This window comes from Nibrella viscosa (assembly GCF_039541875.1).
GTDB lineage: Bacteria > Bacteroidota > Bacteroidia > Cytophagales > Spirosomataceae > Nibrella > Nibrella viscosa.
On record NZ_BAABHB010000011.1, the window covers coordinates 176,823 to 190,053 of the forward strand.

Consider the following 13,231-nt stretch of genomic DNA (forward strand, 5'->3'; position numbering starts at 1 on the left):
CGGCCATGTAGCAAAACCCTGAATTAGGTGTAAGACCGTCTGCAACCCCGAAAACCGTGAAGAATTCATGAGGGCTACGGCTAGCCTGCAAAACACCACGGCGTGGCCGCGCTTCGGCAGGCGACTACCACGTCCAGCGATTTATTTGCCTCCAGCTACGCCACTTACCTGGAAGTTATTACGGCGCAACGTAATGTGCTCGATGCCGAATTGTCGCTGATTAACACCAAACAGGCCTGGTTTCAAACGCTGATCGATCTATGTCGGGTACTGGAGGTGGTTGGCAATAGTCGGTTGTTCGCGTACCTTAGTCCACCGGAATGTTGCTGCCGACCCTAACCGGTTGCGCAGCACCCTCTCTCACGCTTTACTGGTTTCGGAATGATTGTTAATTTCTTATTGACCTTACTTCTGGTGGGCCTCAACGGTTTTTTGTGGCGGCTGAATTTGCCATCGTCAAGGTACGTGCGTCGCAGCTTGAACTCCGGGCGCAGGCCGGCAGTGCGCCCGCCCGGCTGGCCACAACCATGCTCTCGCACCTCGACGGCTACCTGGCCGCTACGCAGTTCGGCATCACGCTGGCCAGTCTGGGGCTGGGCTGGATCGGCGAACCGGTAGTAGCCGAGATGCTGACTGCCCTGTTCAACGTACTTGGGTTAGCGTTAAGCGATGAGATGGCCCACCGGGTATCCCTGCCTATCGCCTTCGCCTTCATCACCGTGCTGCATATCGTTTTTGGCGAACTGGCTCCTAAGTCACTGGCTATTCAGCGATCCGAAGGGACTACCTTGCTGGTGGCTTATCCGTTGCAGGGGTTTTACCTCCTCTTCCGGCCCTTCATCTGGCTGTTGAACGGATTCGCTAACTTCATTCTGAAAAGGTTTGGTATTGAAGCCAGTCATGGCAATGAAGTACACAGCCCCGACGAGTTAAAGTATCTGGTTCGTCAAAGCCAGGAAGAAGCTGAATCATCCGATCATCCTACCCCCTCGTCGGATTTGACGATTGTAGAGCGGGCGTTTGACTTTTCCAATCGTACCGTCCGGCAGATTATGGTACCCCGGACGCAGATTTTTGGTTTGGATGTCAATGAATTTGACGAGGAGGTGCTGGAACGCATCCTGGACCAGAAGTACTCCCGAATACTGTGCTACGAAGACGACCTGGATCATGTACTGGGCGTTATTCACCTGCGCGACCTGCTGATCGCCCTGCGCCAAAACGCGACGGTTGATCTGCGCTCACTGGTCCAGCCCGTGCTGGTTGTGCCGGAAACCAAAACCATTCGCTCGTTGCTGCGCGATTTGCAGCGGCAACGCAAAGTCCTGGCCCAGGTGGTTAACGAATACGGCGGCACAGAAGGACTGGTAACCATGGAGGATATTCTGGAAGAACTGGTGGGCGAAATTCAGGATGAAAAGGACGATGAACATCCGCTGGTGGAACACGTTAGCGAAGGCCTGTACATAGTGGAGGCTACTCATTCCCTCACGGACCTCAATCCATTGCTCCCCCATCCCATTCACCGGCAAAGCGCCTACGAAACGCTGGCGGGCATCCTGCTGGGGCGGTTTGGCCGATTGCCCAATGAAGGCGAACGGATTACCCTGAATGGATACGAAGTGACTGTTTTGACAAAAATCAGGAATTTCATTGAACGGGTACAGTTGCGGGATTTGATTAAAGGGGAGAAGGCCAACGGACCCAAAACCTAAAAACAGCCGGTTTGCCAGGTAGATGCCGGTATCCTATTAAGCAGGTCGCTAAGGACCTGCTACCTCAGCGTGAATGCCGTAGATCAGAATAGCCGGCCACTCGCTTCGTTATAAACCCAGCGGTCGGCTGCTCCGGCCGGTAGCTCGTTCCAGTTCATCCTGAATCACCGGCTGATTTTTCAAGTCCTGGGTTTACTTTCCTTCTGTATTCATAGGCTGTAGCGTATCCTCTGGCTAAGAATAGGCCAGAAGCCGTAGGGCGGAAAACGGGCTTCCCCAGTAAACCAAAGTAGCCCTTGTCCAGGAAAAGGAGATAGTTGTTTAACCACATTACGGTATTAGAGGTTATAGGCTTTAAGAACAGAATACACTTCCCGAACAGATTCAAAAATTTGCGCAGGGCTCCGCTAATCAGATTCTAACCTGATGTTAAGCTTCTGCTAATTAATATGATGGTTTATTGCAGAGGGGCCTTTGGCAACTGAAGACTCAACGTGTTACCCCGCTTTGCCGGACCACTTACTGTAGTTGCAGTAATAGAACCAAAAACAACGTTAATGAATCCTAATCAGGCTAACCACCCCAATACCTATACGGCAAAACAGGTATTTATCCAGCGGGCAGGGATTGTGCTGGCCCTTACCCTGACGGCACTGTTGGTTTTGGGGCTGCTGGGAGCCGCTTTCGACGTGCTGTTGCTGGTCCTGGCGGCTACCCTGATCGCCCTGCCCCTGCGGGCGGGTGCGAATTGGTTAAGCAAAAAAACAGGCTGGAAAGAAGGGATTGCGCTGGCCATTGTGGCGATCCTCACCCTGGCGTTGCTGGTTGGCATGGGCTGGTTTATGTCCTACTCCATCGGCGGACAAATTGACCAGTTGAAAGCAATGGCTCCCAGAGCCATTCAGAACGCCGAAGCACATCTCAGGCAAACCCCATTTGGGGAATGGTTGCTGGAGAATAACGTGAAGCCCCAGCGTTTTCTGGAAGGCGGCTCGTCACGCTGGCTGGGAAAGATTTCAGGGGTGGTGTCTACTACGCTGGGGAGTTTGGCTAATGTATACGTGATTTTGTTCCTGGCCGCTTTTTTTGCTGCGGAGCCTAATCTTTACCGGCAAGGCATTGTTCTGCTGGTGCCGAAGTCGGGCCGCAAACGGGCCGCGGAAGTCTTAGACCAGATAGGTACCACCTTACGGGGCTGGTTAATGGGAAAATTGTTTTCGATGACGGTGGTGGGCATACTGACCTATGTGGGGCTGCGGCTGCTGGGTATACCGATGGCCGGCGCACTGGCCCTGTTTGCGGGGCTGATTACCTTTATCCCCAACTTTGGTCCCCTTCTGGCGCTGCTTCCCGCCGTGCTGTTTGCCCTGCTGCAGGGACCGCAACTGGCACTCTACGTCTTGCTGCTCTACACAAGCATTCAGTTTATTGAAAGCAATATACTGACACCCCTGGTCCAGCAGCGGATCATTTCCCTGCCCCCGGCCCTGGTCCTCATCGCTCAGTTGATCGTCGGTATTTTCGCCGGCATACTTGGACTGGCGCTGGCCACCCCAATCGTGGCCATTGTGCTGGTTCTGGTCAAGATGCTATACGTTCAGGATGTGCTTAAAGACGACTCGGTTAAGGTATAAATAAACTGTAGCGCTGACTCAGTAGCTAACCTATAAAGTTTACCCCATGCACGTATTCCGACGAATTCTACTGTTTTTTCTGATCAGTATAAGTTTCCTGATTACTGTGCTTAGTGTAGCGTCGCTGTTTCATGACGTAACCCGCTGGTACTTCGAGATGGTCGATTTTCCCCGGCTCCAGTACATGCTGGCAGCGGTTGTATGTATTCCGGCGCTGATAGTCGTAAAAAAGCACCGGGACTGGACCCTCTGGCTGCTGATTACGGGTTTAGCAGGCACGATTGTGATTCAGGCAACCTACATCTTCCCTTATTGGCTGGGTGAAAAAAAAGTACCCGACGCCACGGCCACCAGGACCTCCAACTCCGGTTCTGTTGGCATACTCATCGCCAATATCCTGATAAAAAACCGGCAGGCCGATACGTTTCTGCGGTTAGTGCGGGAGGTAAACCCCGACGTGGTGCTGGTTATGGAAGTGAACACGTGGTGGGTCAATCAGCTTCAGGCTCTGAAAAATACCTACCCGCACGTCATGGAATGCCCCCTCGACAATGGCTATGGAATGGCACTGTACTCGCGCCTGCCCCTGAGAGACGAACAGATAAAATACTTCGACGATGAAAAGATACCTTCATTCCTGGCAAAAGTCCTGCTGCCAAACGGGCGGTCCTTCCAGTTCTACGGCGTTCACCCGGTAGCCCCCTATCCGAGCGACAAATACCCGGACGGCAAAGGCGAAAAGGAAGTTACGCTCCTGCAGGTGGGCAACATGGTGAATCAGGATACCATACCATCGGTAGTAGCTGGCGATTTCAATGATGTTTCCTGGTCGTACACCTCCGAACTGTTTAGCGCCAGGGGTAAGCTCAATAATGTTCGCTTAGGCCGGGGGCTGTTCAACTCGTTCGACGCAGATTCGCCCGTTGCCCGCTGGCCGCTGGATCACTTTTTCGTCACGAAAGAGTTTCAGTTGCAGCAACTCGAACGCCTGCCCGACATTGAATCGGATCATTTCCCGGTTTTCACCCGGCTGGTGCTGCCAGAGTAGAGTCCTCTGTGGGCGGTTAAACGCACTTTGGTAAGTTTGTTTCTGTACCGATACACTATTGCGACTAAGGTTTAGAAAGTTTCAGACCGCAGTCAACACCGTGTTCTGAAAACACTACTGATAAAATTCATAGGTTAGGGAATAATAGGTCAGGGGCGGCCCGGTTGGGCTGCCTTACTGCCTTTGCTCCAATGGAATACCAAAAAGTCCCTTTTTTACAATCCGGTGCAGGGGCGGTCGGCTACTTTTGACCAAATTAAATAGCTGCACAACATGAAACGATCGGTATTCCTTTCTCTGGTAATCAGTTCTCTGGTAATCAGTCTGGTTGCCCTGTTCGCCGATGAACCCTTCAGCAAACTCAACGGTGCGTTCCGGCAAGTCCGCTATAAATACGGAGCTATGACCAACTGGGGCTCACGCGACTCGGTAACGGTCATTAAGGTATTTCGGGATGGTTATTGGCTGGGTGCTTTTTACGACGACAAACGGCAAAGTCGTTATGATGAAAAAACAGCGGGGATCCGCTCGTTCAATGGGGCCTGTGGCGGTACCTATGAACTGAAAGGAGGTAAGTACATCGAGACGGTAAACTTCTATTCCTGGGATTCTACGGCGGTAGGCAACACGTTTGCTTTCGACTACAAGGTGTCTGGTTTATGCAGGAAGGCACCTGGGGTGGCAACAGTCACTTTGGAGAGGGTAAGTACAAAGGCGTTCAGGCCATCAAGATTTTCAACTATCCAATGGTAGTTTACGCCTACTATAACCCCACCACGCGGCAGTTCGACGGAGCCGGCGGTGCCCGCTACCAGTTTGACGGGAAGACGCTGACGGAAACCAATGAGTTTTGGTCGTGGCAGGAAAATGGTGCCCGAAAAGGGAAGGTCGAGACCTTTCGCGTTACGGTGAAAGATGGCCAGTACATACAGGAGGGCTGGTCCGGAGTCCTGCGCGAAGTATGGAGTAAAGCCCCGGCCCGTTCCAGTGTTGCGTTGAAAAAGTAATAGCCTGATTGGTGGTTTATTGGGGCCTTACCCGGGACAAGTCTGACGGATTCAGGAAGCTGATGATCCCCAGATTTGGGGATTGCCCCGCGTTCGCTATTGTTTGAATTTAACGCATCTTTTGCTAAAGGTTAGGTGTATTGCTCAGGGGTGGCTCAGTTGAGTCACCCCTATGACTTGCTTGATACAGCAGACGGATTCTGGCGAGGACCTGGCCGTTAGCCATTTATTTTCTTTATCGTATGTTATATATTTACCAGCCTCTACCTGTACCAACCAAATCATGCAACGGCGAACCCTACTCCACTCTCTTACGGCCATAACTGCTGCGGCCGTATTGCCTGCCCCGGCTGCCACAAAACCCCAGGCTGCTCCTAAAGATGCCTTTCTGAAGGATTTTCTCGAACGGTGGGAAACGTCTCATCAGTATACCCTGGCGGTAGCCGAAGCGATGCCCGACAACGGGTATGATTTTAAACCCACGCCGGAGGAAATGACCTTTGCCGAGCAACTCATGCACATGGCTTTTGTCATGGACTGGCATGCCTTTGCCAAAGCCGATGGGCAGGAATTTAAACCGCGCCGGGACGCTTATAAGCCTGAAGGTTTATCCAAGCAGCAAATTATTGGGGTGCTGGATAAAGAGTTCGGGCGAGTTACCAAACTCCTGAATGAATACGATCCGGCCAAACTGGAGCAAACCAGTACGTACATCAATTTTACACGTACCCGCCGGCAATTTTTTATGCTCCTTACCGACCACGTCACGCATCATCGGGCGCAGTTGCTGGTATACCTCCGGCTTAAAGGGATTGTACCGCCGAAGTACGTGGAATTCCAGTAGCGCAAATCAACCATTCATCCTTGAATATAACCGCTAAAGTACTATGCATTGCAAGGTACTATGGTTAGGCCTACCTTTGACTCAACAATTAGCCAACAGGCTATCCACACCAGAAAACACAGAACCATAAAAACAATCATCCACACCATGAAAACATTCATTGCTTCCGCACTTTTTGCCCTGGTCAGTGTATCATCCACCGTATCGGCAGTAGCCGGTGATGACCATTCGAAAGCAGCTCCTACCGCAGCAGCTTCCGTCCAGTCCTCGATGTATGTCGTCGCTAATTCCACGAAAATGGTGGTGGCGGTCGATAAAGCGGCCGGCGCAACTGCCGACATTTTGATTAAGAATGTAAACGGAGATGTGCTGATGGCTAAGCACCTGGGTAAGAAGGAAACAACCTTTCGGGGTCGCTTCGACATGAGCCAACTCGCCGACGGTACATACCAGCTGGTAATTACCAACGGCAAGGAGGAAACAAAGAAAGAGGTTACGCTGTCAACCAAGCCGGTCACCGCCACCAACCGGGTCATTGCGCTTCAGTAAATCCGCTCATCCACACCAGACCAGTGCCCAACGCCGGGGTATCCCCCCGGCGTTGGGCGTTTTTATGAGTAGATAACTGATTTTCTTCTGTATTCTACGGCTCAATTCGGGGATTCGCGTTACAAACGCGGACGAGCGTGGGTTGCGCGAAAGATCTTAGCCTTGCAACCTTCTTAACGACAGCAGACACAGCGCCACCGAACCCGAGACGTTGATCTGGCCGGATAGGACCATCGCTTCTACCTCGGTCAGTGGTACGGTCAGGACTTCAATGGCTTCGCTTTCGTCCAGATCCTGCTCCGCCACTTTACGGACGTTGCGAGCCAGAAAGAAATAGATCCGGTTGGTGTCTTTGGTGGGGTTGTCAATGACTTCCAGCAACGGCTCTATGTCGTCGGTGACGTAGCCGGTTTCTTCCAGCAGTTCGCGTTTGGCGGCTTCGGCCGGGCTGGTTTCGCCTTCGTCGATGACACCGCCGGGGAGTTCGATAAAAATATCGCCGGCGGCATGTTTATACTGGCGCACAAAAATCACCTGGTTATCCGCCGTAATGGGAAAGGTCAGCACCACATCCGGGCGCACGCTGATGAAGTAATCATCCAGCACCTGGCCGCTGGGTAGCTCCACATGGTCACGACGGAGCTTGTACCATCTGTGATCAAAAACCAGATCGGACTTCAGTATCTTCCAGCGCTCGATTTTGCTGCTCATTTGACAATATGATAAGGAAAGGATAGACGTAAAAACAAAAATTACCGGGCTCGGTTGTGAGTTAAGTAGCAGCTACAAAGCTGCTGGCGTTCGAAATTGATCCGGAATGGCAAACTTACGGTAATATGGTGAAACTGGCTGCTCAGGCCGTAAAAGCCGAAAACCCCGGCATTCTCCGCGTGCTTGGCGGCATTTCACCCATCGACCCTTTCTTTATCAGAACCCTGCAGCAACACGGTGCCCTCGATGAACTGAACACGGTGGCTGTTTACGGCTTTCCGCTCGACTGGAACAACGGGCAGATCAACGAGTGACCCACCAAAATTGCCGGAATTGAAGCTGTAACGGAACTGTCCGTCTGGGTAACCGAAGTCGGAATTTCCACGTTTGGGGCCGAAGAAGTACAGGGTTTTGGCCTGCGCCGGACCGCCGAACTGTTGCTGGGCCGGGTCGACCGCATACACTGGTATAGCCTGTACGACCTGCCCCGCGCCTGAGGACGGTACGCACATCAAGGAGGGGGCTACCAAAGCCGCCCTGGCCAGGCATGATATTTTCAAGCAACTGATTAAATTGCAAAACATCCTGCGTCACCTGATGGGCGAAGACCTGATTACGCACCTGGGTCTGGGTTACTATCAGGGCCTGATGGAAGCCCGTTGATTGGTTGACTGGTTCATTCGGTAACTGGTTAATTGGTTGACTCACTCCACGTACCGGGTGTGTGACGTTTCTTTTATAGCTATGCCTACCCTGAACCCTACCACGACCATTTTTTCGGCGGAACAACTGCGCCGGTTTACTACCCGGGTATTTATCCATTTTGGCGTTCCCGAAGACGATGCCGTACTGGCGGCCGATGTGCTGGCCTACAGCGACGAACACGGCATTGACTCCCACGGCATCGCCCGGCTTAAAACCTACGTCGACCTGCTCCATGCCGGTCGCATCAACCCCCATCCGGAAATTAAAATCATTCGCGGCAAAGGCAGCGTGGCTACCGTCGACGGCGACAACGGCCTGGGCCTGGTAGTTGGGCCGAAGTGCATGGAACTGGCGATGCAGAAAGCCCAGGAACACGGCTCCGGCTGGATCAGCGTCTCTAATACCAATCACTACGGAGCCGCCGGTTACTACCCGGTGATGGCCTTGAAGGAGGACCTGATCGGCTTGTCGATGACCAACACCACTAAAGGCGTTGCGCCCTTCAACGGAGCTGAAAAGATGTTAGGCACCAACCCCATTGCCATGGCCTTTCCCGGTCTGAGCGAACCGCCGGTACTCATCGATTTTGCGTCCAGCGCTGTGGCCTACGGGAAGGTGGAGATTGCCAGTCGGAAAGGTCAGACCATGCCGGTCGGCTGGTGCATCGATAAGGATGGCTATGCTACGCAGATACCAGCCGAGATGATGCAGGGCGGTGCCCTGTTGCCGCTGGGCAGCACCACCGAAGGCAGCGGGCATAAGGGCTACTGTCTGGCCGCGATGGTCGATATTCTGTCGGCGGTGCTGAGCGGAGCCAACTGGGGGCCGTACGCCACGCCCTTTGCCATTACGGTAGCGGCTATGGACCGGCAGGTGGGCAAAGGCATTGGCCACTTCTTCGGGGCGCTGGACATTGAAGGCTTCCGCGACAAAACCGAGTTCAAACAAGACATTGACGATTGGATACAGACCATGCGTAGCACCAAACCGCTACCCGGCACCCAGGGTGTACGCATCCCCGGCGATCCGGAACGCGAGGCTTATGCCAGCCGGATGCAGGAAGGCATTCCCGTCAACCACGAAGTAGTGGCTTCACTGGAGGATGTTGCGGCTTTAACGGGAGTTGCCTTATATTAGCCGCTTGTAGTTGATGCTGGACGTTGGATACTAGACTTTAGACTACTCTCTCGTAACAGAATCTATACAAAACGGCAGCTTGCTACTTCTATCTTAAGTCTAACATCCAACATCTAACGTCTGATCCTAAACACCGAACCTGACCATGAAAGCAAAAGCCGCCGTCGCCGACGGGACCGGTACGTTTACCATTGATTTTGTTGAGATAGATGCACCCCAATCGGATGAGATTGTGGTGGAGATGAAAGCCGCCGGCATCTGCCATACCGATTACGATTCGCTGTCGTGGGGTAAGCCGATCATTATGGGGCACGAAGGAGCCGGTATTGTCCGCAGCGTGGGGCCGGCCGTTACCAAACTGCAGCCGGGCGATGCGGTGGTTCTGAACTGGGCCATTCCCTGCGGGCAGTGTTTCCAGTGCCTCGAAGGCAATCAGCATATCTGCGAAGTCAACTCGCCCGTCACAGCCGGCAACCGTGCCAGCGGAGGCCACGCCCGGCTGGAATCGACCACCTACCAGGGTCAACCCATTGAGCGGGCGTTTAGCCTGGGTACACTGTCGCAACTGGTGGTGGTCCGGCAGGCGGCAGCGGTGAAAATTGGGGTCGATATTCCGTTTCCGTCGGCGGCAATCATTGGTTGCGGAGTGATGACGGGCGTGGGTTCGGTGATCAACGCGGCTAAGGTAAAGCCGGGCCGGAGTGTGGTTGTGCTGGGCACCGGGGGCGTGGGCCTGAACGTCATTCAGGGTGCCCGATTAGCTGGAGCGGGCCTCATTATCGGGGTCGACGTAAACCCGAACCGCCTGGAGATGGCGAAACAGTACGGCGCTACCCATACCCTTCTGGCCGACCGTACTGATACTGGTCTATTGCAGGCGGCTGCGCAGGTGAAGCAGATGACGGGCGGTCGCGGGGCCGATTACGCCTTCGAGTGTACGTCGATACCCGAATTGGGAGCGGCCCCGCTGGCGATGATCCGGAACGCCGGCCTGGCCTGCCAGGTGAGCGGTATCGAGCAGGAGATTGCCATCGACATGAACCTCTTCGAGTGGGACAAGGTCTACATCAACCCGCTTTACGGACAGTGCCGGCCGGAGATCGACTTTCCGATATTGCTGAACCTCTACGCCAAAGGCGATTTGCTGCTGGACGAACTCATCACCCGAACCTATTCGCTGGACAACCTTCAGCAGGCCCTTGACGATATGCTGGCCGGCCGCAACGCCAAAGGCGTCATAGTATTCGACTAAACCAACCACCTGACTACCCGATGCACCCACCGTTTCGCACCATCCGTATCTCCGATCCTCGTTTCAGCAGTGAGGGTCTGCGGTATGTAACCGTCAAATCAGCCAACCTTGCCGGGCGCGGAGACATTACCTTCTGGTGTCCTGAGCTACCGGACGCTCATACCGAGCCACTGCCGCTGGTCATGCTGCTGCATGGTGTGTACGGCAGTCACTGGGCCTGGACCCATAACGCGGGTGTTCACCGCACAGCAGCCCGATTAATGGAGGAAGGGTACCTGCAGCCGATGGTGCTGGCTATGCCTTCCGATGGTCTTTGGGGCGACGGCAGCGGCTACCTGCCGCATCCGCAGCAAGACTTTGAACGGTGGATTCTAGACGATGTACCCCTGGCAGCCGCAGCCGCGTTTCCGGAGCTGTTTCCGACGGGTGCCGCCAGTACCCTGTTCCTGACGGGTCTGTCGATGGGTGGCTTCGGTGCCTTACGGCTGACGGCCAAATACCCGGAGCGGGTGCGGGGTGTGTATGGACTGTCGTCCATCACCCACCTTGACCAAATGAGCCTGTTTGTCGAAGAGCCGTTGAGCGCGTACCGGCAACCAGACCCGGCCAATGAATCGGTGCTGGAACTGATGCTGCAAAACCGGGAGCGCCTGCCGCCCATCGGCTTCGACTGCGGCACCGAGGACTTGCTGCTGGAACACAATCGCGAACTGCACCATGCCCTCACCAGCCACGGCATTGCGCACACGTACCGCGAGTGGCCGGGCGGTCACGAATGGCCGTACTGGGAGCGGCATATTGAAGATGCGTTGCTGTTCTTCAACGCGCTGCTCCCGGCCGGTCGGAACTCGTAATTTGGGTTACCTGCTGATGGCGAGTCTAAAGCAAAGCACAGACAGGATCAGCGTCAGGGGTGTAAACAGCAGCTTTTCGAGCGGGTTTGTCGACAGCAGGTTGCCCAGCGTATTCAGCAGGAAGAGACCGCACATGAGCCAGAAGACTACCTTCAGCACCGTTGGGTTGAGGTTGACGCGCAGAAAGCCACCTTTCACAGCAACAATAGCCAGCATAACCAGATTGGCAGCTATCGAAATGGCCTCAAACCGCAGCATTTCCGCTCGGGTATTCATTCGTCCACCCCACACCATATCGAACGGGATAATGCCGAGCATGATGGTTGCGTGAAAGAGAACGATAAACGTAAGTGTGGCAAACACGCCAAGTACGGCGGTGCGTTCAGAAATTAGGTTGGCCATTGGGTACTAAAAAAGAAGGTAAAAGGGTTTGGTTAGCGGCTGCAAAAGCATACAAACATATGCATGGGAATGCATTGTGTTATAGGGCCTGTTCGACAATTCCGTTACATAGCCTCTGCCAATCTTTGGCGACCAGCTTCTGCTAATACATAAGTGCGGTGACAAGATAAAGCGAGAGCGTCGCTCAGAAATTTTACAGCGTCATTTACAGCGTCACTTACAGCGTCATTAAGAAGAAAAGGCATACAGATAGTGCTAACATCCCTACTTCAGTAAGGCAACTATGTGCGTTCGTTTACGACTCGCATAGAAGATGAGTAGACGACTAAAATTATTACATCCAGTCAATCGCCAGTTGTTCTGATTTAATTTTCTGTTTCAGGCCGTGGTTGTGCGGAGTAAAAGTGTCAACATCAAAGTTACAAACGAGCGCTTCAACGACGGTTCGTCTGTTTTCGATGCTCGCACCATTGTGATAGAAATGGTCTTTTGTAATAATATTGAATTTGTTCCAGAATTTTTTAATCATTTCATTTTCCCGCCAATCGTTATGGTGCCAGGTAGACAGAATAAATTTAGCCGGAGTTTCCCGTAATAAGTTAAACAACAGTTCTTCGTCCTGTTCTTTCCAGCCATTGTAATAATCAACATGCCGGCCGAAATAAGGTGGATCGCAATAAATCAGGTCATTTTCGGTAGCTAAGGGAATTATAGTAGAAAATGACTGATTGTAAAAAGTCCAGCTAGGTTCAGGCTGAATAATTTGTGAAACTGCTGCAACCTGATTAGTTATCTTTGTGATATAAGCCGGTGCAAAGCGGTCGGGCTTTTTGCAAAAAGGAATGTTCCAGTTACCTTTACTACCAAAGCGCATCATACCGTTAAAACCAGCACGAGACAGAAAAACAAAGTCGTAAGGAGAAAATTCACCACTATTGAACCGGGCTCTAACTTTCAGATAATGCGTATAACCCTTGTTCTCTGACTTACTTAATAACTCTCCTTCCTGCTCAAGGTATTGCTTCATCAAAGGAGCAGTAATCGTCTTTCGCTGTACCCCCTGGTAGAAGTTGATTATATGCGGATTAGTGTCGTTAAGAATTGCTTTTTTTGCCCCTGAATTAAATGCAACAACACCTGTTCCCAGAAAAGGCTCTATCCACCGGCCGCTAACCTTGGGGGCTACGTCCATTATCCAGGGAACCAATTTAGTCTTGATACCCTGGCTTTTTATAGGTGGAATAATTACTCTCATTTTATTTTTCGTAACTATTTAGCTAGTCTATTCTTAGCTAACCGACTGACAATCAGGAGGTATTTGGCTTTCCTCTATGCGAAATGGCGTCAAGATATTGCTCCATTTTAGCTAAAAT

General features: G+C 52.7%; 16 protein-coding genes. 13 read left to right on the forward strand and 3 right to left on the reverse strand.

Annotated elements, in window-relative coordinates; translation table 11 throughout:
• The first annotated feature begins 102 nt into the window (after nucleotides 1-102).
• From ABD931_RS22090 to ABD931_RS22125, 8 genes are all read left to right on the forward strand, one after another.
• Nucleotides 103-339, forward strand: a complete 237-nt coding sequence (locus ABD931_RS22090) for a hypothetical protein (RefSeq protein ID WP_345270141.1) — start codon at nucleotides 103-105, stop codon at nucleotides 337-339.
• A 95-nt stretch (nucleotides 340-434) separates the two neighbouring features.
• Nucleotides 435-1,715, forward strand: a complete 1,281-nt coding sequence (locus ABD931_RS22095) for a hemolysin family protein (RefSeq protein WP_345270142.1) — start codon at nucleotides 435-437, stop codon at nucleotides 1,713-1,715.
• Between the two features lie 557 nt (nucleotides 1,716-2,272).
• Entirely contained in the window at nucleotides 2,273-3,349 is a 1,077-nt protein-coding gene (locus ABD931_RS22100; RefSeq protein ID WP_345270143.1) for an AI-2E family transporter, read from the forward strand.
• 46 nt (nucleotides 3,350-3,395) lie between these two features.
• Nucleotides 3,396-4,397: an endonuclease/exonuclease/phosphatase family protein gene (locus ABD931_RS22105; protein ID WP_345270144.1), complete on the forward strand. Its 1,002-nt coding sequence runs from the start codon at nucleotides 3,396-3,398 to the stop codon at nucleotides 4,395-4,397.
• 273 nt (nucleotides 4,398-4,670) lie between these two features.
• Nucleotides 4,671-5,150, forward strand: a complete 480-nt coding sequence (locus ABD931_RS22110; RefSeq protein ID WP_345270145.1) for a hypothetical protein — start codon at nucleotides 4,671-4,673, stop codon at nucleotides 5,148-5,150.
• Nucleotides 5,144-5,404 carry a hypothetical protein gene (locus tag ABD931_RS22115; RefSeq protein ID WP_345270146.1) on the forward strand — a complete coding sequence of 87 codons (261 nt, stop codon included), beginning with the start codon at nucleotides 5,144-5,146 and terminating at the stop codon, nucleotides 5,402-5,404. Before ABD931_RS22110 ends, ABD931_RS22115 begins: the two co-directional genes overlap by 7 nt.
• Nucleotides 5,405-5,687: 283 nt before the next feature.
• A complete protein-coding gene (locus tag ABD931_RS22120; protein ID WP_345270148.1) occupies nucleotides 5,688-6,248 on the forward strand; it encodes a DinB family protein in 561 nt (186 codons plus the stop codon).
• A 147-nt stretch (nucleotides 6,249-6,395) separates the two neighbouring features.
• On the forward strand, nucleotides 6,396-6,797 hold the full coding sequence (locus ABD931_RS22125; RefSeq protein WP_345270149.1) for a T9SS type A sorting domain-containing protein: 402 nt from the start codon (nucleotides 6,396-6,398) through the stop codon (nucleotides 6,795-6,797).
• A 156-nt stretch (nucleotides 6,798-6,953) separates the two neighbouring features.
• Here ABD931_RS22125 and ABD931_RS22130 read toward each other — a convergent pair whose 3' ends face one another.
• Nucleotides 6,954-7,508, reverse strand: a complete 555-nt coding sequence (locus ABD931_RS22130) for an NUDIX hydrolase (protein WP_345270150.1) — start codon at nucleotides 7,506-7,508, stop codon at nucleotides 6,954-6,956.
• Nucleotides 7,509-7,633: 125 nt separating this feature from the next.
• Between ABD931_RS22130 and ABD931_RS22135 the strand changes: the two genes are divergently transcribed.
• From ABD931_RS22135 to ABD931_RS22155, 5 genes are all read left to right on the forward strand, one after another.
• A complete protein-coding gene (locus tag ABD931_RS22135) occupies nucleotides 7,634-7,822 on the forward strand; it encodes a hypothetical protein (RefSeq protein WP_345270152.1) in 189 nt (62 codons plus the stop codon).
• Between the two features lie 97 nt (nucleotides 7,823-7,919).
• The gene (locus ABD931_RS22140) at nucleotides 7,920-8,171 is read left to right on the forward strand and encodes a hypothetical protein (protein WP_345270153.1); all 252 of its coding nucleotides are present in this window, start codon (nucleotides 7,920-7,922) and stop codon (nucleotides 8,169-8,171) included.
• 81 nt (nucleotides 8,172-8,252) lie between these two features.
• Nucleotides 8,253-9,350 (forward strand): Ldh family oxidoreductase, encoded by a 1,098-nt coding sequence (locus ABD931_RS22145; protein ID WP_345270154.1) that lies wholly within the window; start codon nucleotides 8,253-8,255, stop codon nucleotides 9,348-9,350.
• A gap of 145 nt (nucleotides 9,351-9,495) precedes the next feature.
• The gene (locus tag ABD931_RS22150; RefSeq protein WP_345270155.1) at nucleotides 9,496-10,602 is read left to right on the forward strand and encodes an alcohol dehydrogenase catalytic domain-containing protein; all 1,107 of its coding nucleotides are present in this window, start codon (nucleotides 9,496-9,498) and stop codon (nucleotides 10,600-10,602) included.
• A gap of 20 nt (nucleotides 10,603-10,622) precedes the next feature.
• Nucleotides 10,623-11,456: an alpha/beta hydrolase gene (locus ABD931_RS22155; RefSeq protein ID WP_345270156.1), complete on the forward strand. Its 834-nt coding sequence runs from the start codon at nucleotides 10,623-10,625 to the stop codon at nucleotides 11,454-11,456.
• Nucleotides 11,457-11,462: 6 nt separating this feature from the next.
• Here ABD931_RS22155 and ABD931_RS22160 read toward each other — a convergent pair whose 3' ends face one another.
• Both ABD931_RS22160 and ABD931_RS22165 read right to left on the reverse strand, forming a co-directional pair.
• A complete protein-coding gene (locus ABD931_RS22160) occupies nucleotides 11,463-11,858 on the reverse strand; it encodes a hypothetical protein (protein WP_345270157.1) in 396 nt (131 codons plus the stop codon).
• Nucleotides 11,859-12,192: 334 nt separating this feature from the next.
• Nucleotides 12,193-13,113: a DNA adenine methylase gene (locus tag ABD931_RS22165; RefSeq protein ID WP_345270159.1), complete on the reverse strand. Its 921-nt coding sequence runs from the start codon at nucleotides 13,111-13,113 to the stop codon at nucleotides 12,193-12,195.
• Between the last annotated feature and the right edge of the window lie 118 nt (nucleotides 13,114-13,231).